The 26,948-nt window shown below is 66.2% G+C and carries 20 protein-coding genes; 18 read left to right on the forward strand and 2 right to left on the reverse strand.

Annotation, left to right across the window (positions count from 1 at the left end; translation table 11 throughout):
• The first annotated feature begins 331 nt into the window (after positions 1–331).
• The 8 genes from QZY03_RS17905 to QZY03_RS17940 all read left to right on the forward strand — a co-directional run bounded on the left by QZY03_RS17905 (position 332) and on the right by QZY03_RS17940 (position 13,673).
• Positions 332–1,267 carry a MoxR family ATPase gene (locus tag QZY03_RS17905; protein WP_363168858.1) on the forward strand — a complete coding sequence of 312 codons (936 nt, stop codon included), beginning with the start codon at positions 332–334 and terminating at the stop codon, positions 1,265–1,267.
• A gap of 3 nt (positions 1,268–1,270) precedes the next feature.
• Positions 1,271–2,230, forward strand: coding sequence for a DUF58 domain-containing protein (locus QZY03_RS17910; protein ID WP_295583459.1), 960 nt, complete (start codon positions 1,271–1,273; stop codon positions 2,228–2,230).
• A 376-nt stretch (positions 2,231–2,606) separates the two neighbouring features.
• The gene (locus QZY03_RS17915; RefSeq protein WP_295583461.1) at positions 2,607–3,158 is read left to right on the forward strand and encodes a DUF4381 domain-containing protein; all 552 of its coding nucleotides are present in this window, start codon (positions 2,607–2,609) and stop codon (positions 3,156–3,158) included.
• Positions 3,155–4,141 (forward strand): VWA domain-containing protein, encoded by a 987-nt coding sequence (locus tag QZY03_RS17920; protein ID WP_295583463.1) that lies wholly within the window; start codon positions 3,155–3,157, stop codon positions 4,139–4,141. The genes QZY03_RS17915 and QZY03_RS17920 overlap by 4 nt, the downstream gene beginning before the upstream one ends.
• A complete protein-coding gene (locus tag QZY03_RS17925; RefSeq protein WP_295583465.1) occupies positions 4,131–6,179 on the forward strand; it encodes a VWA domain-containing protein in 2,049 nt (682 codons plus the stop codon). Before QZY03_RS17920 ends, QZY03_RS17925 begins: the two co-directional genes overlap by 11 nt.
• Before the next feature lie 353 nt (positions 6,180–6,532).
• The gene (locus QZY03_RS17930) at positions 6,533–8,356 is read left to right on the forward strand and encodes a BatD family protein (protein WP_295583467.1); all 1,824 of its coding nucleotides are present in this window, start codon (positions 6,533–6,535) and stop codon (positions 8,354–8,356) included.
• Positions 8,357–8,673: 317 nt separating this feature from the next.
• The gene (locus QZY03_RS17935) at positions 8,674–11,337 is read left to right on the forward strand and encodes an EAL domain-containing protein (RefSeq protein ID WP_295583469.1); all 2,664 of its coding nucleotides are present in this window, start codon (positions 8,674–8,676) and stop codon (positions 11,335–11,337) included.
• Between the two features lie 35 nt (positions 11,338–11,372).
• Positions 11,373–13,673, forward strand: coding sequence for a response regulator (locus tag QZY03_RS17940; protein ID WP_295583471.1), 2,301 nt, complete (start codon positions 11,373–11,375; stop codon positions 13,671–13,673).
• 4 nt (positions 13,674–13,677) lie between these two features.
• Here QZY03_RS17940 and QZY03_RS17945 read toward each other — a convergent pair whose 3' ends face one another.
• Together QZY03_RS17945 and QZY03_RS17950 are read right to left on the reverse strand one after the other, a co-directional pair.
• Entirely contained in the window at positions 13,678–14,061 is a 384-nt protein-coding gene (locus QZY03_RS17945) for a hypothetical protein (protein ID WP_295583472.1), read from the reverse strand.
• A gap of 68 nt (positions 14,062–14,129) precedes the next feature.
• Positions 14,130–14,930, reverse strand: coding sequence for a lytic transglycosylase domain-containing protein (locus tag QZY03_RS17950; protein ID WP_295583474.1), 801 nt, complete (start codon positions 14,928–14,930; stop codon positions 14,130–14,132).
• Positions 14,931–15,662: 732 nt separating this feature from the next.
• Here QZY03_RS17950 and QZY03_RS17955 point away from each other — a divergent pair.
• The 10 genes from QZY03_RS17955 to QZY03_RS18000 all read left to right on the forward strand — a co-directional run bounded on the left by QZY03_RS17955 (position 15,663) and on the right by QZY03_RS18000 (position 26,749).
• Positions 15,663–16,196, forward strand: coding sequence for a SoxR reducing system RseC family protein (locus tag QZY03_RS17955; protein WP_295583476.1), 534 nt, complete (start codon positions 15,663–15,665; stop codon positions 16,194–16,196).
• A gap of 19 nt (positions 16,197–16,215) precedes the next feature.
• Positions 16,216–16,797 (forward strand): electron transport complex subunit RsxA, encoded by a 582-nt coding sequence (gene rsxA / locus QZY03_RS17960; protein WP_295583477.1) that lies wholly within the window; start codon positions 16,216–16,218, stop codon positions 16,795–16,797.
• A gap of 13 nt (positions 16,798–16,810) precedes the next feature.
• Positions 16,811–17,389, forward strand: coding sequence for an RnfABCDGE type electron transport complex subunit B (locus tag QZY03_RS17965; protein WP_295583479.1), 579 nt, complete (start codon positions 16,811–16,813; stop codon positions 17,387–17,389).
• A 23-nt stretch (positions 17,390–17,412) separates the two neighbouring features.
• The gene (gene rsxC / locus QZY03_RS17970; RefSeq protein ID WP_295583481.1) at positions 17,413–18,870 is read left to right on the forward strand and encodes an electron transport complex subunit RsxC; all 1,458 of its coding nucleotides are present in this window, start codon (positions 17,413–17,415) and stop codon (positions 18,868–18,870) included.
• Complete coding sequence (locus QZY03_RS17975) at positions 18,867–19,970, forward strand: RnfABCDGE type electron transport complex subunit D (protein WP_295583483.1); 1,104 nt, start codon at positions 18,867–18,869, stop codon at positions 19,968–19,970. The genes rsxC and QZY03_RS17975 overlap by 4 nt, the downstream gene beginning before the upstream one ends.
• Positions 19,967–20,566, forward strand: coding sequence for an electron transport complex subunit RsxG (gene rsxG / locus QZY03_RS17980; RefSeq protein ID WP_295583484.1), 600 nt, complete (start codon positions 19,967–19,969; stop codon positions 20,564–20,566). The genes QZY03_RS17975 and rsxG overlap by 4 nt, the downstream gene beginning before the upstream one ends.
• Positions 20,566–21,240: an electron transport complex subunit E gene (locus QZY03_RS17985; RefSeq protein ID WP_295583486.1), complete on the forward strand. Its 675-nt coding sequence runs from the start codon at positions 20,566–20,568 to the stop codon at positions 21,238–21,240. Before rsxG ends, QZY03_RS17985 begins: the two co-directional genes overlap by 1 nt.
• A 10-nt stretch (positions 21,241–21,250) precedes the next feature.
• On the forward strand, positions 21,251–21,544 hold the full coding sequence (locus tag QZY03_RS17990) for an RnfH family protein (protein WP_295583487.1): 294 nt from the start codon (positions 21,251–21,253) through the stop codon (positions 21,542–21,544).
• Positions 21,545–22,031: 487 nt separating this feature from the next.
• Positions 22,032–25,643 carry a pyruvate:ferredoxin (flavodoxin) oxidoreductase gene (gene nifJ, locus QZY03_RS17995; protein WP_295583489.1) on the forward strand — a complete coding sequence of 1,204 codons (3,612 nt, stop codon included), beginning with the start codon at positions 22,032–22,034 and terminating at the stop codon, positions 25,641–25,643.
• A gap of 89 nt (positions 25,644–25,732) precedes the next feature.
• Positions 25,733–26,749 (forward strand): dihydroorotate dehydrogenase-like protein, encoded by a 1,017-nt coding sequence (locus QZY03_RS18000; RefSeq protein WP_295583491.1) that lies wholly within the window; start codon positions 25,733–25,735, stop codon positions 26,747–26,749.
• Positions 26,750–26,948: the final 199 nt, after the last annotated feature.

Consider the following 26,948-nt stretch of genomic DNA (forward strand, 5'->3'; position numbering starts at 1 on the left):
CAGTTGCGACAGAGCTGGAAAGGACTTTCATGTTCCGGGGTGGCGCGGGCGCCATGGCCGTCAGCCGGAGGCCACCCTGTCGCGGTCAGCGCGCCACCGGCTGGAGCCTCCAGTGGGCGACGCCCAGCGCGCATGATGGCTTACCCATCTGTAATAAAGCGTTAAGCCGCCGGCCTATCCAAACGCCCGCGAATTTCAGACAATCCACGCCTGAAGGCCCGCGGTCCGGGCCATCCGACAGAGGAGCATCGCCTTGGATCAGACCCTATCCGACCCGCCATCCGACCCGCAGTCCGATCAGTCGCACGCCCTCGCGGCCGAGTTCGCCGCCTTGCGTGATCGCGTCGGCCGGGTCATCCTCGGCCAGGCCAATCTGGTCGAACGGCTGCTGATCGCCCTGCTGGCCGATGGGCACCTGCTGGTGGAAGGCGCTCCGGGGTTGGCCAAGACCACCGCCATCAAACAGTTGGCGCTGGGGCTCGAAGGGGATTTTCACCGCATCCAGTTCACCCCGGACCTGCTGCCGGCCGATCTGACCGGTACCGAAATCTATCGACCCAACGACGGCACTTTCCGCTTCGACCGCGGGCCGATCTTCCATAACCTGCTGCTGGCCGACGAGGTAAACCGGGCTCCGGCCAAGGTTCAGTCAGCCCTGCTGGAGGCGATGGGCGAACGGCAGGTCACCGTGGGGCGGGAGACCTATCCCCTGCCCCGCCTGTTCCTGGTGATGGCGACCCAGAACCCGATCGAACAGGAGGGAACCTACCCGTTGCCGGAGGCGCAGCTCGACCGCTTTCTGATGCATGTGCGGGTGGACTACCCGGACGGGGAGACCGAGCGCGCCATCCTGCACCTAAACCGCGACGAGGCGCTGCGCGAGGGGCCCGAGGCAGCCGGGGTGCGGCTGAGTCAGGCGAGCATCTTCGCCGCCCGCCGCGCGATCTTCGGCCTCTACATGGCCCCCGAGGTGGAGGACTATCTGGTGCATCTGGTGATGGCCACCCGGCGGCCGCTGGAGTATGCCGCGGACCTGGGCGGCTGGCTGCGGTTCGGGGCCAGCCCCCGCGCGACCCTGGCCCTGGATCGGTGCTCCCGCGCCCGCGCCTGGCTCGGCGGGCGCGATTATGTGTCGCCGGAGGACCTCCAGTCCGTGGCCCCGGACGTGCTGCGCCACCGGGTGCTGCTGTCCTATGAGGCCGAGGCCGAGGGCAAACACCCGGACGACTTCATCGCCGCGCTGCTGGCGCGTGTTCCGGCGCCTTGAGCGATGTCCTTCCTCGCGTCGACTCCTGCGCCGGAGACTCAACCCGGCATCCGCGCCGGGCTCACCGAGTTGATCGCCCTGCGCGAACAGGCGCGGCGGCTCGATCTGGCCCCGCGCGGACGGGTGCTGGCCACCCGCAGCGGCGGTCATCTGTCGCGCTTTCGCGGGCGTGGGATGGAGTTCGACGAGTCGCGGGTCTATCAGCCGGGGGATGACCCGCGCAACATGGACTGGCGCGTCACCGCCCGCGCCGGAACGCCCCATGTGAAACTGTTTCGCGAGGAACGGGAACGCCCGGTCTGGCTGCTGGTGGATCAGGGGCCGGCGATGCGCTTCGGGACCCGCGTCGCCTTCAAGTCGGTGCTTGCAGCGCGCGCCGCGGCCCTGCTCGGCTGGGCCGCGGTGGACCGCGCGGACCGGGTGGGCGGGCTGGTGTTCGACGAAAGCCGCCATTTGGAGCGGCGGCCGGCGGCCCGCGGCAGCGGACTGCTGCCCTTGCTGGAACGGCTGACCGAGCCCCCGACGGCGGGTGATCGGGGGTATGACTCACTGGAAGTCGCGGCCGGTCATCTGGTGCGGCTGGTGCGCCCGGGCAGCCTGGTGGCGGTGATCAGCGATTTCGCCGGGGTGCACCCGCAGTCCGGCCGGTGGCTGGCCCAGCTTGCCGCGGGCAGTGAATTACTGCTGATCATGGTACACGATCCCATGGAAGCGGCGGCGCCGCCGCCGGGTCTTTATCCGGTGACCGATGGCCGGCGCCGCGGGGTGCTGGACCTGACCGGGATGCGCAGCCGCGCATCTTATGAGCAGCGCTACGCGGCACGCACCCAAACGCTGGAGTTGTTGGCGCGGCGTCACCGCGCTCATCTGCTGCACTTGGTGACCGACGAACCAGTGGGACCGGCGCTGGCCCGCGGGTTGCGGGCACGGGCCGGGAATGGGGCCGCCGGTGTCGGGCGCTGACCCTGGGCGGCAGATTCGTCCGCGCTGGGACGCGAGTGAAGCCAGGTCACGCAAGGGCCTTGATCGTCATTCCGGCCGCCCGAAGACCGGCGATCGGAGCATGATCGAGAACATCGCGCGGCGACCCGGTGGGAGCGGCCTCCGGCCGCGATGCGAGGTCGGGGTAACCCGCAACCCTTCGACAGTTTGCGGGGCCCCGTCGCGGCCGGAGGCCGCTCCCACGAGGCCCCGCCCGGATTACAGTGCGCGTCGGCCGGAACGACGATTGATGCCGATCGCGTTGCTCATGACCAAATTGCATCGCTTCTGCGATTACGACAACGACAACGATTGTCTTCATTCTTAACTTGTTCTGCCGCGTTACGCACTACTGCCAATGGCCGACCCGACCCTCATTCCTGCCCCCACGGCCCAGTCGCCGGCCATGGCCGACCCGCTGGCCGGGCTGCGCGACTGGCATCTGCCGGAGCCGGTGGCCTGGTGGCCGCCGGCCCCCGGGTGGTGGCTGGTCGCCGCGCTCGTCATGATTGCACTCGTGCTCGGCTGGGCGCTATGGCGCCGTCGGCGGCGCCAGGGCGCCGCGGTGCGGGCCGCCCTGAGCCGGCTGGCGGCCCTGAGTCAGGCGCTTCAGAGCGGCGGCGATCAGCGCCGCTTTGCGGCGGAGGTCTCGCAACTGTTGCGGCGGTTGGCGCTGATCCGCTACCCGCGCGAGCGGGTGGCCGGGCTTACCGGGTCCGCCTGGCTCGCCTTCCTCGATACGACCGGCGGGGGTGACGGATTCACCCAGGGTTCCGGACGGGTGCTGGCCGATCGCCCCTATCGTGCCCCCGGTGATGCCGCGCCGTCGGCCCAACCGGACCTGGACCCCGTCGCGGTGGCCGACCTGGCCGCCCGTTGGATCCGCGCCCAGCGGGAGACGACGCCATGATCACGCTCGCTTGGCCCTGGGTGCTGGCGGCCTTGCCCCTGCCGCTACTGGCCTTGCTCCTGCCCCGCGCCCAAGCGGCCCGCGGGGCCGCACTGCGGGTGCCCTTCTATGGCGAGTTGCCGGGGGTCGCGACCGGAGCAGCGCGGCGTTTCCCCTGGTGGCAACGCATCGCCGCCGTCCTGGCCTGGGTGCTTTTGGTTCTGGCAGCGGCACGGCCGGAGTGGGTCGGGGACCCAGTGAATCTGCCGGTGTCCGGGCGCGATCTGATGCTCGCCGTCGACGTCTCGGGCAGCATGGAACAAGAAGACTATGAAATGGACGGCCGGATGGTCTCGCGCCTGGCGGTCATCAAGGCGGTGGCCGCCCGCTTCGTCGAGCGCCGCAGCCAGGATCGGCTGGGCCTGATCCTGTTCGGCAGCAACGCCTATGTCCAGACACCCCTGACCTTCGACGGCCGCACGGTCGCCACCATGCTGCGCGAGGCCGTGGTCGGGCTGGCCGGCCGGGAGACGGCCATCGGCGATGCCATTGCGCTCGCGGTCAAGCGCCTGCGCGACCAGCCGGACGACAATCGGGTGCTGATCCTGCTTACCGACGGGGCCAACACGGCGGGGCAACTGGAACCGCTGGCCGCCGCGCGGCTGGCCCAGGAGGCGGGCGTGCGCATCTATACCATCGGCATCGGCGGCGGCGAGATCGGCATCCGCACCCCCCTGGGGATGCGGCTGATGCGCCAGGGGGGCGATGTCGATCCGGAAACGCTCAAACGCATCGCCGCACTCACCGGCGGCCGCTTCTTCTCCGCCACCAGCCGCGCGGAACTGGAGGCCGTTTACAACGAACTGGATCGGCTGGAGCCAAGCCGCCGCGACGAGCGCACCTACCGGCCGCGGGAGTCGCTGTTCGTCTGGCCGGCGGCGGCGGCGCTGCTCCTGAGTCTCCTGATCGCCCTGCCGGGCCTGGGGGTGCGCAATGCCGGTTGATCTGCATTTTCTGCGGCCACTGTGGTTCCTTGCCCTGATCCCCCTCGCCGCCCTGATCATTGGACTGTGGCGCCGCCGCCAAACGGCCACGGTCTGGCAGGGCCTGGTGGACGCCCATCTGTTGCCGCATTTGCTGGTGGGCGCGGAGGCCCGCCCGCGCCGCCTGCCATTCGCCCTACTCGGGCTGGCCTGGTTGGCGGGTGTGACGGCGCTGGCCGGACCGGTCTGGGAGCGGCTGCCGCAACCGGTCTTTACCACCGGGGCCAAGCGGGTGATCCTGCTGGACCTGTCGGCGAGCATGAACGCCGCGGATCTGGCACCCTCGCGGCTGGCCCGGGCGCGTTTCGCGGTCCTGGACCTGCTCAACGCCACCCGCGAGGGTCAGGTCGCCCTGATCGCGTTCGGCCCCGACCCTTACATCGTCTCACCGCTGACCGGCGACGCCCAGACCATCGCGGCCCAGGTCCCGCGCCTGACCACCGATCTGGTCCCGGTGCCGGGTCCGCGCCGCCCGGAGCGTGCGCTGGCGCTGGCCGGCGAGCTCTTGGCCCAGGCCGGTGCAGGCGGCGGCGAGGTCATCCTGATCAGCGACGGGGTCACGGCGAGCGGAGCCGGACTGGGCACCCTGGTCAACGGGGCGGCCCGCGCCTTGGCGGCGGCTGGCCACCAGCTGTCGGTCCTCGGGGTCGGGACCACGCAGGGAGCGCCCGTTCCTGATGCGAGCGGGGGCTTCGCCGCTGTCGGCAACGGCGCCATCGCGCTGTCACGACTCGACCGCGCGGCCTTGGAGACCCTGGCACAGGTCGGCAACGGCCGCTATGTGGAGTTGGACCCGGCGGGCCGGGACACCCAGACATTGATCGCTGCGGGGGCATCGGCCCCGATGAGCACGATGGTCGAGCAACAGAACCTGACAGCCGATCAATGGCGCGAGGAGGGTCCGTGGCTCCTGCTGGCCCTGCTGCCGATCGCCGCGCTGGCCTTCCGGCGCGGCTGGCTGATGCCGGCCATGGCCCTGGCCCTGGTGCTGCCGCCCGACCCCGGCTGGGCCTTCGGCTGGGACGACCTGTGGCGCCGGCCGGACCAGCAGGCGGCCCGCGCCTTCGCGGCGGGAGACGACACGGCCGCGGCGCAGCGCTTTGAAGACCCGGCCTGGCGCGCTGCCGCCCGTTATCGCAGCGGCGACTATACGGGTGCCGTCGCCGACCTCGCCGGCCTCGGGGGGGCCGAGGTCGACTATAACCGCGGCAACGCGCTGGCACGCCTGGGTCAGTTGGACGCGTCGATCGCCGCCTATGAGCGCGCGCTCGAACAGGCCCCGGACCATGCCGACGCCCGCGCCAACCTGGAGCAGGTCAGGCGACTGCGGGACCAACAGCAGCAAAACCCATCGCCCCAACAAGGGGAGCCGGGCGACCAGGGGGAGGGCAAAGACCCATCGGACGGCGCGGACCAGGGCTCCCAGGACGGAGATCAGCCGCCGGACGCTGCCGATCAGGCAGGCGCGTCAAACGCCGATCAACGTCAGGATCAGCAGGCCGGTACCGGACAGGACGGGGCACAACCCCAGGGCACCGACGGGCAAGACGACGCGTCGAGCGCCCGCCCCGGCGAGACCGCGAAGTCTCCAGCGGACACCGGGCAAACGCCGGGCGGTCAGGACGCGGGAACGCCGGGCGCGCCCGATCAGGCGGCCGGGCGCACCGGCGAGCCGGCGCCGCCGACAGCCGGTGACCTCGGTTCTCAGGATCAGGCGGGGGAACCCGAAGTGTCGCTTCCGGACGAGGCCGACGCGGCTCAGGAATCGACCCAGGACGGGCGTCAGCCGGGCACCACGCCAGGTCAACCGCAGGACACCCCGCCGCAGGCTGGGACCGCGCGCCGAGCCCAGGCCGGTGCCGCCGATCTCAGCATGGAGGAGCGCGAGCAACAGCAGGCCCTGGAGGCCCAGTTGCAGCGCGTCCCGGACGACCCGGCCGGTCTGCTGCGGCAGCGTTTTCTGCTGCAGCATCTGCGACGGGAGGGACGGTTACCCTGAGGTTAGGTGCTTTCCGGGGAAGGATCGTCCGAGTCAGCCACCCCGGACGATGCATGTCCCCCGTGGGAGCGGCGTCCCGCCGCGATGCGGTGCCGCGGTGACCTCGACCGGTAGGGCTACGCGCCCGGCCCCGCCGCGGCGGGACGCCGCTCCCACAGGGTCGTTGCGCGACTTTCACGGTAAAGCCTCGACCTCCAGTGCGCGACGCCGGTTTCTTACTGGGTATCGCCTCAGTCGTTCGTGGTTAGTCGTCAGTGAAAAGTTGTCGGAGATCGTGCGGCAAACTCAAGCCGGCCGCTTGCCGCGAATTGGCACGGCCGGAATTCCATGCTTCAAGTTCAGTCATAATCCTCATGCACAGACCCATCGCGACCTGGCTTTCACTATTAATGCTATTGCTTCTGGCCGGGCCTGCCGGAGCGGCGGACGACTTCAGCGCGGAATTGGACCGGACCCAGGTGCGCGCCAATGAGACCTTGACCCTGCGGCTGCGTGCCGGGGGTCGGCTCGGGGGCGAGCCGGACCTGACGCCGTTGAACCAGGATTTCGAGATCCTGAACCAGAGCACCGGATCGCGGATGAGCATCAGCAACGGCACCGTCAGCCAGACCCGTGAATGGACCCTGGAGTTGGCCCCGCGGCGCGCCGGCCGGCTCCGAATCCCGCCGCTCTCGCTCGGCGGCACGCAGACCAGCCCGGTCACGGTGGAGGTGGTCCCGGCCGATCAGACCGCCGCGGGCACTGGATCCAAACCGATCTTCGTGGACACGCAGGTCGAGAACACCAAGCCCTATGTGCAGCAGTCCTTTGTTTATCTGGTCCGGGTGCTCTACCGGGAACAGCCGCGACGGGCGGTTCTGTCCGAGCCGGAAGCCGAGGGGGCGACGTTGGAACGGCAAGGGGAGGATCAAAGCAGCTCCGAAACCATCCAGGGCCAGCGCTATACGGTCATCGAACGCCGCTACCTGGTGGTACCGCAGCGCAGCGGCCCACTCACCATCGCGTCGCCGCGGCTGGAGGCGCTGCTGCCGGAGAGCCGGTCCGCGGGGCGCCGCAGTCCATTCGCCGACTTCAACGATCCCTTCGGCAACGCGCCCTTCCAGGACTTGCCGGATCTCTTCGACATGGGTTCCGGCCGCCGTGTGATCGAGCGGGGGCAGGATCTGACCGTCCAGGTCCGCCCCCAACCCAACGCCGGCAACGGAACCTGGCTGCCCGCCGAGTCGGTCCAACTGTCGGAGGAGTGGACCCCGGCCCCACCGCGTTTCCGCGTCGGCGAGCCCGTCACCCGCACCCTGGTGATCACCGCCCGCGGCGCCACCGCGGCCCAGTTGCCGACCCTCGATCCCGGCACACCCGAGGGTGCCAAGGTCTATCCCGAACCGCCGAAGGTCGAAGACCTGCCGGGACCCGCCCCGACCGCACTCAAGACCCTCAAGATCGCCCTGGTACCAACCCGCGCGGGTGAGCTCATCTTGCCGGAGATCCGTGTGCCATGGTGGGACACGACGGCGGATCAGGAGCGCGTGGCGGTGATCCCGGCACGCCGGGTTCAGGTGGAACCGGCACCGGGTGAACCCGCGTCCCCGCAACCGACACCAGGGGCCACGGCGACCGACCGCCCGGCCGTGTCGGCGCCCGACCAAGATCCCGCGGACACCCCGCTGGCCACCCATGACACGGGCGTCGACCTTTCAGACAGCAGCACGACGGTCCCCTGGCCCTGGCTGACCCTGTTTTTCGCGCTCGCCTGGCTCGCGACCCTATCATGGACCCTGGTGCGTCGATCCGGGCGCGGCGGGACGGGGCGCGTCGCGGCGACCCCAATGAGACCGCATCGCGGCGAGGCAACGGCGCGGACTCGGCTGCGCCAAGCTTGCACGGCGGCTGATCCCAAGGCCGCCCGTGCCGCCCTGCTCGATTGGGGACTGGCGCGCTGGCCGCACCACCCACCCCGCGGGCTGGGTGACATCGGCACGCGCCTGGGTCTGGCGGGTAGTGCAACAGCAGACATACTGGAACATATCGACCGGGCCGTTTACGCGCCCGGCGGCGCGGCCTGGGACGGGGCCGCGGCCTGGCGGGCGTTGGAGCCGACCTTACTGGTGCACGGGGGCGCGGGACGGGCGTTGCCGGTCGACCCACTACCGCACCTCTACCCGCGGCCTGAGGGTTGATACCGATCACGACCGCCAAACGCTAATCCCCATCTTGAATCAGGTATTTAATCGTGTATCCTGTCGGCTGGTAGCAGGCCGGCAGATACTCCCCAGTCCCGGCCGGGGCCAATGAGTAGGACCAATGAGTGACGACATTGGATTGGTACGGTCAATTGGGTGAGTAATACGATAAGACCGATCGGGGAACCAGCGGGCGGGCCGCCCTTTCCCCAGTCATAATGAATCGCACAGCCTGGCTCGAAGACCATGACTCCGTCGCATCCGCCACGACTTTGCTCCGGTCCGTCTTGCCCGCCCCGAAGGGAGGCTGCGCGGTGAACCGCGCGACCTGCGCACGCCGCTGGCGGTGGTCCCTGGCGCTGGCGACACTGTTCATGCTGGGACTGGCCGTACCCGGTGACCTCAACGGGCCGAACCAGATTGACGTTGCGGGATCCTCACCCCTGACCTGGAATCATTGGCAGATCCTGGGCCCCCTGGCCTTGGGCCTCATGCTGCTGAACCGGTGGCTGCTCGCCCCGCTACGCCGCTTGCGCGCCTGCGCCGAGCAGTTGGCTGCCGGTCGATACGACCGCGTGTCAGGGGTCGGCGGCATCGGCGCGGTCGCCGACCTGGCCGCCACACTGGACCGTTTGAGCGAACAGCTCCGGTCACAGGACAGCCTGCAATCCACCGACACCCACCTGGTTGTTGCCGAGCGCAAGCCGGTCGAACGTTCTTTATCCTATTTGGTGGCACTGGACACGGTGCTGGTCGAGGCCTCGCGCACCCTGCTGACCGCCCAGCCCGAAGCCCTGGATCACGTGGTGATTCGCGTCCTGGGGGCGGTCGCCCGACGCATGGATGTGGAGCGTGCCTACCTCTATCAAGTCAGTAGTGATAGCCAGCAGTTGAGCGCCACCCATGAGTGGTGCGCGATGAATGTCGCGGAGCGTCGGGTCACTGCCGACCCTGTACCGCTGACCAGTCTGCCGCGCTGGATGGACACCCTGCGCCATGGGGAGAGCGTCGCCATCGGTGATGTCGACCTGTTGCCGGATCCTTGGGCGCTGGATCGCCAGATCTTGTTGGCGACAGGTGTACGCGCGATCCTAGCAGTCCCTTTACGCGTCGGCGGCCGGCTGGCCGGCTGCGTCGTCGTGGAAGTCGAAGGCGCACCGCGAACCTGGCAGGACCCCGAAATCCGCGTCCTGCGCCTGCTGGCGGATTTGATCGGTGTCGCGTTGGAGCGGCGTAAAGTCCAGCAAGAACTGATCGAAGGCCGGCAACGCCTGGAGGAGGCCGCGCGCTACGACACCCTCACCGGCCTGCCCAATCGCCGGTTGTTGGCCGAGCGCATGCGCGAGGCCATGGGCGTGGCGCTGGACAGCGCCACCGAATTGGCTGTCTGCTCCCTCGATCTGGATGGTTTCAAGGCGATCAACGACGCTTGCGGCGAGGTGGTCGGCGACCAGATACTGGTCGCGGTTGCCGCCCGACTGCGCGACCAGATTCGCGAAAGCGACACCGTGGCACGCCTCGGCGGGGATGAGTTTGTCCTGCTGCTGGGCGGATTCGAGAATCCGCTGGAATGCGCCAACTTGCTCGACCGTCTGATCACGGCCTTAGCGCAGCCCCACGTCGTCGGGGACCAGGAACTACGCGTGACGGCCAGCGCCGGCATCACCCTCTTCCCGCGGGACGCCAATGATGCCGACACCTTGTTGCGCCACGCCGACCACGCCATGTATCGGGCGAAGCAGCGCGGGCGCAATCGCTACCGCTTCTTCGACCCGCTGCGCGACCGCCGCCTCCACGACCGCCTCTCCCAATTGGAGCGCATCGGTGCGGCGATCGACGACGGCGAGCTGGTGCTCTACTACCAACCCAAGGTGGACATGCGCCTCGGCAACGTCATCGGCGCCGAGGGTCTGGTGCGCTGGCAGCATCCGCAGAAGGGTCTGTTGCCCCCGGGGGTTTTTATCCCGCTGCTCGCCGGGACCGAGTATCAGCAACGGCTCGACTGGTGGGTGCTGCAGGAGGGTCTGAATCAACTCCAGACCTGGCATGACCATGGACTCGACCTGGAACTGAGCCTCAACATCTCGGCCCACTCGATCCAGCATAATGACTTCATCCACAACCTGGATGAGCAATTGCATGTCCACCCCGGACTCGCAACGGGTGTCCTGTCGCTGGAGATTCTGGAGTCCGAGGCATTGGGCGATCTGGAGGCGGTCGCACGAGTCATGCAGCATTGCGCCAAACTCGGGGTGCGCTTCGCCCTCGACGATTTCGGAACCGGATACTCCTCGTTGACCTATTTCAGGCGTCTGCCGGCCCAGGTCCTCAAGATCGATCAGATGTTCGTACGCGACATGCTCCGCTCCCCGGACGACCGCAACATTGTCGAGGGAGTGGTCGGGCTGGCCCACGCCTTCCGGCGGGAGGTCATCGCGGAGGGGGTGGAGTCCGCCGCCCACGGCTTGATGCTGTTGCGCTTGGGCTGTGACCGCGCCCAGGGCTACGGCATCGCGGAACCCATGCCGGCCGCGCAGTTCCCGGACTGGGTGAGCCGCTACCGCTTCCCCGCGTTGTGGCGCATCACCGCGGATTTCGAGTGGTCGGAGCCAATCCTGAACCTGTTGGCCATGGAGTCCGAACACCGCGATTGGGTGGCGAGCCTGATCCAGGCACTTGGCTCAAACCCCAACAAAACGCCGCCAACCATGGAGGAGAAGTGGTGCGGGTTCGGCCGTTGGTACCATGCTGAAGGGCGCCGTCTCTATGGGACACTGCCGGAGTTCCGCCGACTCGAACCGCTGCATCACGGCATTCATGATCTGGGACGCACCCTGACCAAGGCCAGCGCGCAGGGCCGATCGACTGAGGCGGCCATCGCGGACATCATTGCCGCCCGTGACGGTTTCATCATCGCCCTGCATGCGTTGCAGGAGCAGGTCTTGAGCGAGGGCGTCGCCGAGACGGGGCCCAACTGATCCGGATATTGCACGCCCAGATGCCAGGATGCCACATGCCAGAGCCGCACGCGCCAGTTCCCCGATCACCAGCCCCCGCCGGAGGCCAGGAGCACGAACGGCAGATCCAGGCTGATCTGACACGGATGCTCTACACCCAGGCGCCGCCGGGGCTTGCCGTCACCGCGGTCAATGGCCTGCTGGTGGCGGCCGCCATGAGCCTGGTCGGCAGTGCGCCGGCGGCTTGGACCTGGTTCGGTTCGCTCGTGTTGATCCTGGCAGCACGCGCCTTGCTGCTGGCGCGCTTCCACCGCGCACCCCATTCGCACCCCGAGGCATTCTGGTCCAACCGGTTCGCCCTGGGGGCCGGCGCCACCGGTCTTGCGTGGGGTCTGTCCGTCGTGCTCCTGCCGCGTGACGAACTCGCCTATCAGGTGTTCCTGGGGTTCGTGATTTCCGGCATGGCGGCCGGAGCCATCCCGACACTGAGCCCTCACCTGCTGGCCTACCGCGCCTATTTGCTCGCCGCGCTGGTCCCCTTCGGCATCCGCATGGCGATCCTGGGTGATCAACTCGCCTATACATTCTTGATCATCGTGACCCTGTTCGGGCTGTTCATGTGGATCAACGCCCGTCGCTATCACGACACCCTGCGGCGCTCATTGGAACTGGGCCGCGCCAACCTCGACCTGGTGGCCAGCCTGACCCGCGAACAAGAGCGCATCGGTAACCTCAACCGGGAATTGGAGCGCGAGGTGCAGGAGCGGCGTGCCGTCGCCGCGGCCCTGGTCCAGGCCAAAGAAGGGGCGGAGTCCGCCAGTCAGGCCAAGAGCCAGTTCGTGGCCAACATGAGCCATGAGATCCGCACCCCCATGAATGGCGTCCTGGGAATGCTCGAGATGCTCGCGCAAACCGACCTCAGCACGATCCAGCGCGGCTATGTCGAAATCGCCCGCAACTCGGCCGAGGGTCTGCTGACCGTCATCAATGACATCCTGGACTTCTCCAAGATCGAGGCCGGTAAACTCGACCTGGAATCCATCCCGTTCGATGTGCGCCTGCTGGCGGAGGACGTGGCCGCGCTGTTCAGTGCCAGCGCGCAAAGTCGGCACATCGAGATTGCCTGCTTCGTCGAGCCCAGCGTTCGCAGTCGGGTCATCGGGGATCCGACGCGCCTACGGCAGATCCTGACCAATATGTTGGGTAATGCAGTCAAGTTCACCCCACAGGGAGAGGTGCTGCTGCACGTGAGTGAGCGCGAACGCGAACCGACCAGGCTGGCCCTGTGCTTCGCGATCAGCGACACGGGCATCGGTATCTCGCCGGAACAGCAAGGGCGGCTCTTCAGCCCATTCGTTCAGGCGGACGGCTCCACCACCCGCCGCTTCGGCGGATCCGGACTCGGGCTCACCATCAGCAAAAACCTGGTGGAGCTGATGGGCGGTACCCTGGAATTGCAAAGCACGCTTGGTGAGGGCTCGCGTTTCCTGGTTCGTATCCCCTTCACCCCCCAGTCCGACACGGGTGAGCCGCCACAGGCAGACGGGCTGGATGGTCGGCGTATACTCGCGGTGGACGACCACCCGACCAACCTGGAGATTCTGGGACACTACTTGCGCGGCTGGGGCGTGCACTACGACTGCGTCAGCCGGGCCGCGGAGGCCTTGACGCACCTGCGCGCGGCAACGGCGCGCGGTCAACCCTGCGAGGTCGCCATCCTGGACATGCAGATGCCGGACATGGACGGTCTGGATCTGGCCCGCACGATCCGGGCGGACCCACTGATCGCGCCCATTCGTCTCGTACTGCTGAGCTCCGCGGGTCAACCAGCCCCCAAGGACGCCCCCGGGGTCGATCTGTCGCTCGGTAAGCCGGTACGCTTGTCCCTGCTGCGCGATGCCCTGTTCCAACTCGTCCACGGCCGCACACCGGAACCTGCCGTGGCGACAACTGCCGAGACGACCATGCGGCAGCTCACCGGCCTGGTGCTGCTGGCAGAGGATAACCCGATCAATCAGAAAGTCGCCTGCGGCATGTTGCGTAAGCTGGGATTGACCGTCACGGTGGCGGATAACGGCGCCCAGGCCCTGGACCTGCTTGCCGCCGGTCACTACGACGCGGTGCTGATGGACGTCCAGATGCCGGTCCTCGACGGCTTCGCCGCGACCCGTGAACTGCGCATCCGCGAACAGCAGGACGGCAGGCCCAGGATGCCGGTGATCGCCATGACGGCCAATGCCATGTCCGGTGATCGCGCGCAATGCCTGGACGCCGGCATGGACGACTACATCCCCAAACCGGTCAAACTGGCCGAACTGCACGGCACCCTCGCTCAGTGGATCGATGGCGGCCGATGAACCGTCAAGGCGCCTTGGTCTCGCCGCTCGGGAAGAGCTCGCGATAGAGCGAGGCATCGAACAGGGCCTCGATGCGTTGGATACGGCCATGCTCAACGTGCGCCCAATGGGCGACGTCCACCGCCTGTTTCTCCGAGATCTGGATACGGTAGGTGAGGAAGTGACAGACATCGGGCCCGTCCACAAACACTTTGCGGACCTGCGTCGACTGGATGATGCCGCTTGAGTGGGCAGAATATTGGATCAGATGATCGGCGCAGTCGCAGCACAGGATGGGGCTGCGGAAGCTGAACCCCTGGTCGGCCAGGAAACCGCGCGCCCGCTCGAAGTCGAAGCACTCCCGGGCGGCAAAAAAGGCTTCTACGACGGCGAGCGGATCGACGGCCACGGGCGGGCTCCAGGTGCGAGGAAACTGTGACGATGTTGCAGGGTTTTCCCGCATTCGTCCAGCACGCCTCAGGGCATCGCCTCCACATCCAGCTCGAACATGGGGCGACTTTCCGGACCAACCTTGTGTAGAGCCGGGTTGAGCGAGCGCAGACTTAAGGTCGGCTTGACCTTCAGCGACAGCAGCGAGGGGTCCAGATACCGCTTCAATAAGCGTCGCGCCTGCCCCTTGTTGCGCATCCCGCGCAGTGCGTGGACCTTGGACAAAGCACCCTGGGTCGATGCGCTCCCGCCCTGACGGCGGTAGTGTTTGATCACCGCCTCAGTGTAGTTGAGGGTCTCCTGGTAGGTCACATTGCTGTTGGTACGGTCCACCACACCCTCACCGGCGTTGTAGGCCATGATCACCCGCCCGTAGTCGCCCTGATACTTCTTGAGCAGCCGCTTAAGATGACGGGTTCCGGTCTTGAGGTTGGTCTTGGGGTCGAACAAGGCTTCGTGCGACTTGACGCCGTAGTCGCCAGCCGTCGCGGGCATCACCTGCATCAGCCCCACGGCGCCGACCGGTGAGACCGCATGGGCATTGAAGTTGGATTCGGCGGCGACCACCGCCCGCACCAACTGCCGCTCCACGCCGAACTCATCAGCCACCGCATCGATCATGGCACCGACCTGGTCGCGACTCGGTTTGGCACCACCGGGGGCTCTCGGCAAGGGCGCTCGGGGCACGGGCGCTTTGGCGGCGGGCGGGTCCGCCGTGGGCTCCGGGGACTTTCCAGCCGAACCGCGGGAATCCGCGTCCACCGCCGCCAGGCAGACGAACGGCAGCAACACACAGAACCCAAGAGTAAGGATCGCGACAGGTTTCATCGTGGCTCCGGCGGATGGGCGATTGGCTCCGATCGGGTCGCTCCGATTGGGTCAGGGCAGCAGTGGAGTCGGCCGAGCATGACGATAAACCCGTGGCTCACCAATGTCGAGCGTGCGATAGTTAGCGCAGGATTTCAACTGCGTGGAGATGACTTAGCCGGATAAATACAATTTAAAAGATTGATATTTTCAACTTTCTTGGTGCGCGTTGAGTTGGGAATGCTGGCGGGCAATATCATTGGACCCATGACGCGCGCTGCTACCGTTACGTTCACGAACCGACAATCAGAAAAGTAGAAAATTCTTATGTTATTCCGGGCCTTCGGATCCCGACAAAAAACCCTGATTTATATACTTGAATACCTGGGTGCGCATCATGCGGTGTCCGTTGGCTGCCGCCGCCCGTGCGATCCACGACCGTCGCCTCAGCGTTCTGCAAGCGTCCGACGCTTCATCAGGATCTTGCATCTTCCTCGGGGGTCGGCGTAAATTAGGTTTGTGCGCCGCAGCAACCGTGGACGCCCGGCAATCCGGGCTGCTCAGCCCGCCGGGTCCACTCCCCATACCGCTGACATTCTAACCGGCGCCGACTCGTCGCTGTATCCAAAGACGATGGCTTCCATGGCCGCGGTGACGTCGTGCCTGACCAGGCGCCCCCGGTTCCCCGTGGGCTTGCTTGCGGTCCACGGCCGCCGCTCCCGGAGCGTGGCCTTAACCTCAGAGGTCGATTCAGTGGACAGAGACAGCGAGGACGATGCAACCGCGACAGGCCAGGCCACCCTGGTCGAAGGGACGGCGCGGGTGGTGGCGATCGAGGACGGCGTGCCCTGGCTCGAACCCGAACAGACGACCAGTTGCGGCGGCTGCGCGGCGTCGGGATTGTGCGGCGCGAAAGGGTTCGGGACGGCGGCCAATCAACTCGCACGACGCCGCTTTCCCCTCCCCGATGCACCGCGACTCGTCATCGGCGAGCGCGTGGTGGTCGGTGTCAGCGAGCGCGCCCTGCTCAAGGCGTCGGGTATCGCCTATGCGCTGCCGCTGGTCTTCATGTTCGGCGCCGGCGGCGTGGCACAGTGGCTCGCCGGCAGCGACGGCATCACCATGATCAGCATGGTAGCAGCACTCGGTGTCGGTTTGATTGCCGTCCGCCGGGGCGGGCAGACCTTGAGTGCCCGTGGACAACTCGCACCGCGCTTTCTGCGGCGGGCCGGTTTAAACGAGACCTGCCCGACCACCGCGCAGCTGGCGACTGGACCCAACGATTAGACCCCAGGGGTTATAAGAGATGCAGGAATACGTCCTTTTGATGGTCGGCGCGGCCTTGGTCAACAATGTGATCCTGGCGCGCTTCCTGGGCCTGTGTTCCTTCATGGGGGTTACCACGCGCGTAGATACCGCAATCGGGATGGGGCTCGCCACCACCTTCGTGATCACCGTCTCGTCGATGGGCAACTGGGCGATCGAGGGCTATCTGCTGGAGCCCTACGAACTGGGCTACCTGCGCACCGTCACTTTCATCCTGGTGATCGCCGGGGCCGTCCAGTTCACTGAAATGACGGTCCGCAAGATCTCCCCGCCACTGTTCCAGATGCTCGGCATCTATCTGCCGCTCATCACCACCAACTGCGCCGTGCTCGGTGTCGCGCTGATCATGGTCGAGACCAAACTGAGTTTCATCGCGGCAACACTGTTCGCCTTCGCGTCCTCGCTCGGCTACAGCTTGGTCATGGTGATCTTCGCCGGACTGCGCGAACGCCTCGCCCTGTCCGAGGTGCCGCGCTTGTTCGCCGGCCCGCCGATCGGCTTCATCGTCGCCAGCCTTCTGGCCCTGGCATTCCTGGGTTTTTCCGGCATCAACACCAACTGAGGTCTAGCGCATCATGTTACTCGCTGTCGGTAGTCTCACGGCCCTCGGCCTTGGTCTGGGTGGCTTATTGGGGATCGCGGGGCGACTGCTCGCCGTGGAGGAGAACCCGCTGGAAGCGGAACTCCAGGCGCTGCTGCCCGGCTCGCAGTGCGGACAATGCGGCTTTGTCGGATGCGCTCAGGCGGCCGCGGCCCTCGCGCGCGGCGAGGCGGCGGTGACCCTGTGCCCACCGGGCGGCAAGGCAGTCGCGGAGCAGTTGGCCAAGCGTCTGGGGGTGCGGGTCGATCTCTCGGCCCACACGAAACGCGTCCCTGCCTATGCCCAGATTGTCGAAGAGTTGTGTATCGGCTGTACCCGCTGTCTCAAAGAATGCTCGGTTGACGGGATCGTGGGCGCCAACAAGTTAATGCACACGGTGGTCAGCGAGGTCTGCCACGGCTGCGGCAAGTGCGCCGCGGTCTGCCCGACCAATGGCATCCGGATGATCGAGATACCCGACACCCTGGCCACCTGGCACTGGCCCAAGCCCGCTGCAACGGACCTGAGCCTGTCCCGCCGTTCACCCGTTGAAACCGGCATGACACCGGCCTGAACGTACCGATTCTGGAGAAGCGAATGAAGCTGTTCCCGATCCGTGGCGGTATCCATCCGGAATACCGCAAGGAGTTGACCGGCGACTGTGCCATTGAGGCGCTGCCGCTGCCGAGTCGGCTCTATATCCCCTTGCAGCAACACATCGGTGTACCGGCCGAGGTGTTGGTCAGTGAAGGCGATCTGGTCAGCAAAGGCCAGGTCATCGCGCGCCGTCAGGGTCCGGTGTCGGTGAATCAGCATGCCCCAACCTCCGGACGCGTGGCGGCAGTCACCGAGATCTCCGCCCCGCATCCATCGGGCCTGCACCAGCCGACGATCGTGATCGAACCCGACGGCGCCGACGCCTGGGGCGCGCTGGCCGAACCGATCACCGATCCCTTCGCGGTCGACGCCCAGACGATCGAGGCGCGGGTCGCCGAGTGCGGCATCGTGGGCATGGGCGGCGCCGGCTTCCCCTCCGCGGTCAAGCTGAATCTGGGGATCCGTCACCGCATCGAGACGCTGTTGATCAATGGCGCTGAGTGCGAGCCCTACCTGACCTGCGATGACCGGGTCATGCGCGAACACGCGGACGAAGTGATCGACGGTGCCCGCATCATGGCCCACGCCCTGAATGCGCCGAAGATCGTGGTGGCGATCGAGGAGAATAAGCCGCAGGCGCTGGCGATCATGACCGCCGCCGCGCAGGCCCACCCCCATCTGGAAGTGGTCGCGGTCCCGGCAAAATACCCGATGGGGTCCGAACGTCACCTGACCCTGGCGATCACCGGCCGGGAGACCCCCGCGCGCAAGCTCACCGCGGACCTCGGGGTGGTGGTGCACAACGTCGCCACGGCCCGTGCGGTTCACCATGCGGTGCGCCATGGCCGCCCGCTGGTGGCGCGCGTGGTGACCGTCAGTGGGCAGGCGATGCGCACGCCCAAGAATGTCGAGGCGCCCATCGGCGCCACGGTATCCGACCTGATCGCGTTCTGCGGCGGTTTCGCGCAGCGCCCCGAGCGGTTGGTCCAAGGCGGACCCATGATGGGCGCCCTGTTGCCCGGCACCGATGTCCCGGTCGTCAAGAGCACCTCGGGCATCCTCGCGCTCACCGCCGAGGAGATCAACGACCGACGCGCCGACCCCTGCGTCCGCTGCGGTTCCTGCGTCGCCATCTGTGCCTGCGGTCTGGTGCCGGTTGAAATCGCCGCCCATATCCGTCACGACGACCTGGACGGGGCCGCGCGGCTCGGCCTCATGGACTGCGTGTCCTGCGGCAGTTGCTCCTGGGTCTGTCCCTCGCATATCCCGCTCGTCCATTATTTCAACTATGCGAAAGGGGCTTTGAACGCCCAGGAACGCGAACGCCGCAAGAGCGAACGCACCAAGACCCTGGTCGAAGCGCGCGCCGCACGGGTCGAACGCATCGCCGCGCAGCGCGCCGCCAACCTGGCTCGCAAACCCAAGGTAGTGGCTGCCACCGAAGAGGTTGGGGCATGATTGGCGAGTCACCGACCCGCAGCGGGCCCTTTGCCCACACCGCGAATACCGTCCAGCGGACCATGTTCATGGTGCTGCTGGCGTTACTGCCCGCGACCCTGTTCAATCTGTACTTATTCGGTTGGCCGGCCATTCTGCTGTTTGCCGTCACCGTCGGTGCCTGCGTGGTCGCCGAGGCGGCCTGCCTGGTCCTGGCCGGAAAGCCGGTCTCGGCAACCCTGTCGGACGGTTCGGCAATCCTCACCGGTTGGCTGTTGGCCATGACCCTGCCGCCCTGGGCTCCCTGGTGGATCGGTGTCCTGGGTGCCATGTTTGCCATTCCGCTCGCCAAGCACGCCTTCGGCGGTCTGGGGCAGAATCTGTTCAACCCGGCCATGGTCGCACGGGTCGCCTTGCTGGTGTCCTTTCCGGTCGTCATGACCGCCTGGGTCGCACCCCACCCCTTGTTTACGACCGGTTCACCCACGCTGCACGAGGCCATGACCATCACCTTCGCCGGGGAGACCCCCGACGGCGTGACCGCCGCCACCGCACTCGGCTATGTGAAGACCGAACTCTCGCGCGGCGTACCGGTCTCCGAGTCGCTGCAGGAGTACGGACGCAGCAGCGTCCTGACCTATGCTCCCGATCTGATGGACCTGGCCACCGGCTTCAAACCGGGCAGTTTAGGTGAGACCTCCGCGGGCCTGATCCTGCTCGGCGGCATCTTCCTGCTGTGGCGACGCGTCATCACCTGGCACATCCCGGTGATGATGATCGGAACCCTGTTCTTTATGGGCACCCTGTTCAACGCCTTCGATCCGACCCGTTTCGCTCCCGGATTCTTTCATATCCTGTCCGGATCGGCCATTCTCGGGGCCTTCTTCATCGCCACCGACTATGTGACCTCCCCGGTCACCCAAAAGGGTCAACTGGTATTCGGTTTCGGCGTCGGATTGCTGACCTGGACCATTCGCACCTTTGCCGGTTATCCCGAGGGCATGGCCTTTGCTGTCCTGCTGATGAATTCGCTCACCCCCATCATCGATCAGTATACCCGCCCGCGGATGTTCGGCCGAACCCGCAAGGGCGAGCCCTTGCCGGTCGAGGGACAGCGATGAAACAGGGCACACTGATCCATGGCGTTATCTTGGGGCTCTTTTGTCTCGGCTTCGGGCTTGCGCTCGCGCTCACCGAGTGGGTCACTCGCGACGCCATCGCGGCCCGCGCCATGGAAGACCGGCAAAACTCACTCGGACAGGTGATCCCGACCGCGATCCACGACAACAACCCGGTGGTCGATACCATTCAGATGCAGGACGACGCCGGCCGGGAGCTGACTGTCTACCGGGCACTCAAAGGCGGCCGCGTCACCGGCGTCGCCTTCGAGGTGTTTGGCTCCGGCTATGCCGGCAAGATGAAATTCATGCTCGGCGTCGATGCCGAGGGCCGCATCCTGGGCGTGCGGGTGCTGAGCCACAAGGAGACCCCCGGACTGGGTGATAAGATCGAGGTGAAGAAGGGCGATTGGATCCTGCAGTTCGCCGGTCTGTCCCTGGGTGATCCACCGACCGCGAAATGGGCGGTGAAAAAAGACGGCGGCCGCTTCGATCAGTTCACTGGGGCCACCATCACCCCCCGCGGGACGGTCGCCGCCATTCGCTCCGGGCTCGATTTCTATGCCGCCCACGAGGCGCAACTCTTGGAGGTGAACTGATGGCCACGCCTGGTTACGGCCGGATCGTCCGCGACGGCCTGTGGGAAAACAACGGCGTTCTCGTCATGCTGCTCGGGATGTGCCCGACCATGGCCATGACCGCCACGGCTACCAACGGACTGGGCATGGGGCTGGCCACCGCCGTGGTGATGGCCGCTTCCAACCTGATGGTGGCGGCGTTCCGCAACTACATCACCCGCGAAGTCCGCATCCCTGTTTACATCCTGATCGTGGCGGCCAACGTCACTTTCGTGGACCTGGCGATGAATGCCTACATGCACGAACTGTACAAGGTGCTGGGGCTCTTCATTCCCTTGATCGTCTCCAACTGCCTGCCATTGGCGCGGCTCGAGTCATTCGCCTCGCGCGAACCGGTCCTCCCCTCGCTGATGGATGGTATCTTCATGGGGCTGGGTTTCACCCTGGCGCTCACCCTGATCGGCGCGATACGCGAAATCCTGGGTTCCGGCACCCTGTTCGCCGACGCCTCGCTGCTGCTGGGACCCGCGTTCAAGTTTGTGGAGATGCGTGTCATGCCGGCCGACATGGGCATCTTGATGTTTATCCTGCCGCCCGGCGGGTTCCTGGTCACCGGCCTGATTGTCGTGGGCAAACGCATGCTCGACATTCGCGCGGGCAAGGGGATCCAGATGGCCGGTGCTCATAGCGTGTGAGGATACGGCAATGAAAATCGGAATTGCCTACGCCCTGCTGAAACGCCAGGCCTGGCTGACGGTCGAGGTCCCCGAGGGCAGCAGCATTCGGGAGGCGATCGATCGCTCGGGCATTCTCGCGCAGTTTCCCGAGATTGACCTGACCCAACAGAAGGTGGGCGTCTTCGGCAAGGTGACCGCACTGGATACCAAACTGGAAGAGGGCGACCGGGTTGAGATTTATCGCCCGCTCACGGCGGACCCGAAGGCCGCGAAGGCCCGCATGAAGGCCGACGACGGGAAGGGCGAGCCCGCGAGTTCCTGACCGTGCTGTCGGCTTGATCCGCGCCCCAGTGACAGGTGTCCGGGGGGGTGCGGTCCAAAGTGATGTGGTCGCAGACGCGCGTAGGATGGGCATCGCTCTCGCTCTGCCCATCCTACCTAAAGACCTGTCCAAACAAACCACATCCCTTCCAATCGCACCTCGCACCCGGCCCGGGGCCATCTGCGCCCCGCCGCCTCGACAGGCGGACGACTGCTTCAGCTTGCCGGGGCCTGTGGTTCCATCATCGACTGTTGCAATATCTACTATGACGCCAGGCAGCGACCTGCGCTAGACTACGCGCGCGCCCGAGGGTGCGCGCCGGTCGTTTGGGCTGCGCGCCGTCGTTTTCAACCACGAGCCTCCGACCCGCTGTTTTTCGCTGTAACGAGCGGCCAATGGCGGCTGAACGCGTTCGTCAGGTCAAACGCGAGCGTCACGGCGCAGCCGCGTCGCCGGCATAATTCCACTTACCACCCGAGACAGATCGATGCCCCAACAGCCTATGGTCACCCTCGACGGCAACGAAGCAGCGGCCTACATCGCCCATATGACCAGTGAGGTCATCGCCATCTACCCCATCACTCCGTCCTCCAGCATGGGCGAGTGGTCGGATGAATGGTCCTCCCAGGGCGTCACAAACCTCTGGGGTACTATCCCTGAAATCATGGAGATGCAGAGTGAGGCTGGCGCCGCCGGCGCCATCCACGGGGCCCTGCAGTCGGGTTCGCTGGCGACGACCTTCACCTGCTCCCAGGGTCTGCTGCTGATGATCCCGAACATGTACAAGATCGCCGGCGAGCTCTCGCCGGTGGTGCTGCATGTGGCCGCCCGGGCACTCGCGGCCCAGGGCCTGTCGATTTTCGGCGACCACCAGGACGTGATGGCCGTCCGGTCCACCGGCTTCGCGATGCTCTGCTCGGCCTCGGTGCAGGAGGTCATGGACTTCGCCCTGATCGCCCACGCGGCAACGCTGGAATCACGGATACCTTTCGTGCATTTCTTCGACGGCTTCCGCACGTCTCATGAGGTCGCGAAGATCGATCGGGTTCCGGTCGACGTGGTCCGTGCCATGATCGATGACGACCTGGTGGCGGCCTGCCGCGCCCGCGCGCTGAATCCCGACCGGCCGATCCTGCGCGGCACCGCGCAGAACCCGGACGTCTGCTTCCAGGGACGCGAGTCGGTCAACCTGCACTATCAGGCGCTGCCGGGGATCGTGCAGCGCCTCATGGACCGTTTCGCGGAACTGACCGGCCGCCAGTACGGGTTGTTCGAATATGTCGGCGCCCCGGATGCCGAGCGTGTCATCCTGCTGATGGGATCGAGCATCGGCGCCGCCGAAGAGACGGTGGACCATCTGGTCGCCCACGGCGAGCGTGTCGGTCTGATCAAGGTCCGTCTGTTCCGACCCATGGACGCCGACCGCCTGCTCGCCGCCCTGCCCGCAACCGCAACCCGCGTCGGCGTGCTCGACCGCGCCAAGGAACCCGGCGCCGACGGCGAACCCATGTACAAAGACGTGGTAACGGCGCTGGCCCAGGCCTTTTCCGACGGCCGGCGCGCGACCATGCCGATCGTGGTCGGCGGGCGCTACGGCCTCTCCTCCAAGGAGTTCACCCCGGCCATGGTCAAGGGCGTGTTCGACGAACTGGCGCTCGAACGTCCCCGCAATCACTTCACGGTCGGCATCATCGATGACCTGACCCATTCCAGCCTGCCCTGGGATCCGAGCTTCCGGCCGGACGCGGCCGCCGGCGTCACCGCCTGCGTGTTCTACGGCCTCGGCTCGGACGGCACCGTATCGGCGAACAAAAACTCCATCAAGATCATCGCCGAAGAGACCCCCAACTACGGGCAGGGCTACTTCGAGTACGACTCCAAGAAGGCCGGTGCGGTCACCATCAGTCACCTGCGCTTCGGCCCCAAACCGATCTCGAGCACCTACCTGGTCGGCATGGACGAAGCCAAGTTCGTCGCCTGCCATCAACCGAACTTCGTCACCCGTTACGATCTGCTCGAAAAGGCGCGCAAGGGCGGTGTCTTCCTGTTGAATTCGGCGACCCCGGCGGATCAGGTCTGGAACGATCTGCCGCGCAAGCTGCAACAGGCGATGATCGATAAGGAGATCACCTTCTATGTCATCGACGCCTATGGGATCGCCGGCGAGACCGGCATGGGCCGACGCATCAATACGATCATGCAGAACGCCTTCTTCGCCATCTCCGGCATCCTGCCCAAGGATGAGGCGATCGAACACATCAAGACGGCTGTCAAAAAGACCTACGGCAAGAAGGGCCAGGCCCTGCTGGACCGCAACTACGAGGCGATTGATGCCGCGCTGGCCGGACTGCATCAGGTCAAGGTCCCGAGTCAGGTCAGCAGTACTTTCGACCGCCCGCCCGTGGTGCCGGCCGATGCTCCGGACTTCGTGCGGCGGGTCACCTCGGTCCTGCTCGCCGGTCATGGCAACGCACTGCCGGTCAGCCTGATGCCGGTCGACGGCACCTGGCCTACCGGGACCACCCGTTTCGAGAAACGCAACCTCGCGCTGCAACTCCCGCAATGGGACGAAGCGCTCTGCACCCAGTGCGGCAAGTGTCCGCTGGTTTGCCCGCATGCGGCCATCCGCTCCAAGGTCTATCCGTCCGAGTTGCTGAGCCAGGCCCCCGCGGGGTTCCGGCACGCTCCGATGAAAGGCAAGGACTTCCCCGCCGGCCATTCCATCAGCTACCAGATCGCCCCGGACGACTGCACCGGCTGCGGTCTGTGCGCCGAGGTCTGCCCCATCCGCGACCGCAAGGACCCCAACCACAAGGCCCTGAACATGGTTGAGGCGGCCGAACTTCATGCGGCAGAACAGCCCCATTGGGACTTTTTCCTGAGCCTGCCCGATTTCGACCGTACGCAACTCGAACCCAGCAAGATCAAGCATGCGATGCTGATGCAGCCGCTGTTCGAGTTCTCCGGGGCCTGCGTGGGTTGCGGCGAGACGCCTTACATCAAGCTCGCGACCCAGTTGTTCGGGGATCGCATGCTGATCGCCAACGCCACCGGCTGCTCGTCCATCTATGGCGGTAACCTGCCGACCACGCCTTACACCACCAATGCCGAGGGACGCGGCCCGAGCTGGAACAACTCGTTGTTCGAGGACAATGCCGAGTTCGGCCTGGGGATTCGCCTGGGCGTCGACAAGCAGACTGTCCATGCCCGCGAATTGATCACCCGGCTTTCAAGCCAGATCGGCGAGGGTCTGGTTCAAGGGTTGTTGACTGCCGATCAGACCACCGAGGCCGGGATCTTCGAGCAACGCGAGCGGGTCGCGGCGCTGCGGGAAAAGCTCAAGGGCATGACGGGCATGGAGGCACGGACCTTGGAAAGCATCTGCGGCCAGTTGGTCAAGCGCAGCGTCTGGATCATCGGCGGCGACGGCTGGGCCTACGACATCGGCTACGGCGGCGTCGACCATGTGCTCTCCAGCGGGCGCAACGTCAACCTGCTGATTCTCGACACCGAGGTCTACTCCAATACTGGCGGTCAACGCTCCAAGTCCACGCCGATGGGCGCGGTTGCCAAGTTCGCCGCCAGCGGCAAAGCGAGCTTCAAGAAAGACCTGGCGATGATGGCCATGGCCTATGAGAACGTCTATGTCGCCTCGGTCGCCTTCGGTGCCAAGGATGTGCAGACCGTGCGCGCCTTCCTGGAGGCCGAGTCCTATGACGGTCCCTCGGTGATCATCTGCTACGCGCCCTGTATCGCCCACGGGGTGGACCTGTCGCACAACCTGCGGCAGCAGGACCTGGCCGTAAATTCGGGACACTGGGGACTGTTCCGCTACGATCCGCGGCGCGCCGCCCAGGGTGAGAATCCCTTGCTGATCGACTCCAAGGCGCCGAGCATCCCCTACCGCGAGTTCGTGTCCAGCGAGACCCGCTTCAGCGTGCTGACCCGCACCCACCCCGACGATGCCGAGCGCTATCTGCAACTCGCCCAGCAGCATGTGCAGACGCGCTTCGAAATGTATGAGCAGTTGGCCCACCTGGCGGTCAAGAAGGCACCGACGCCCGCACCGGTCGCTGCACCGGCACCGGCGGCGAAGTAATTGCGAGGGGCGGGCGCGGATCGTCCGCACCCGCCCCCGCATGGCTGATCAGACCAACAAGCATTCACGAATCACCGACGGAGTCCCCCATGGATCTCACGACCGACTATCTGGGCCTCAAGCTGAAAAACCCCCTCGTGCCCTCCGCCTCACCACTCACCCGCAGCATCGGCATGGCACGGCGGCTGGAAGACAGCGGGGCCGCGGCCATCATCATGGCGTCCCTGTTCGAAGAAGCGATCACCGCGGATACGGAAACCATGGTGCGTTTCCTGCACCATCAGGAAACCGGCTTCGCCGAGGCCGGCGGCGGCTTCATGCCGGCCCAAGACGATTTCGCCAGCGCCCTGGACCAGTATCTGGATACCGTTCGCCGACTCAAAGAGTCCCTGTCGATCCCGGTCATCGCCAGCCTCAACGGCGTGACCCCCGGCGGCTGGATCAAGCACGCGGCCGACCTGCAGCAGGCCGGGGCGGACGCGCTGGAACTCAATGTCTATTATGTCGCGGGAGACATCAAACTGACCGGCGCCGAGGTCGAGGGGCGCTATCTGGAACTGCTGCGCGCCTTGCGCGGCCATATCCAGATCCCGATCAACATGAAGCTGTCACCGACCTTCAGCTCGGTCGGCAACCTGGTCACCCAACTGGCGGCGGCCGGTGCCAACGGCGTGGCCCTGTTCAATCGCTTCTATCAGCCGGATATCGACATCGACGGGCTGCGGCTGCAATCAACCCTGAGACCCTCCACCTCGGCCGAGATCCAACTGGCGATGCGCTGGATCGCCATCCTTTACGGGCGGATCGACGGCCTGTCACTGGGCGCCACCGGCGGTGTCCACAACGCCGAGGACGCCATCAAGCTGCTGCTCGCCGGCGCCGACGTGGTGCACCTGTGCAGTGTCCTGCTGGAGAAGGGACCGGCCCATGTCGCGCCCATCCTGGCGGGCATCGAGCACTGGATGGCGGAGCAAGGCTTCGAGTCGGTCGCCGATTTCCGCGGTCGGGTCAGCGCGTTGGCGGTCCCCAATCCGGCGCAGTTCGAGCGTGCCAACTACATCAATGTGCTGGACAGCTACAGCGTTCCGGCTGGGGTGCGCGTCTGACCTGGGTAACGCGGCCTTAGGCGATTTCCGGAACACCGGATACGACCCACCATCGGATGTAGGTGCGACTTCAGTCGCACCCGCGTCCGAGTCGGTGCGACTGCAGTCGCACCTACATCCGATGGTGGGTCGTATCCGGTGTTCCGGAAATCGCCTACGGCCGCGTTACCCAGGTCAGACGCGCACCCCAGCCGGAACG

Origin of the sequence: uncultured Lamprocystis sp. (assembly GCF_903933125.1) — a bacterium.
Lineage (GTDB): Bacteria > Pseudomonadota > Gammaproteobacteria > Chromatiales > Chromatiaceae > Thiodictyon.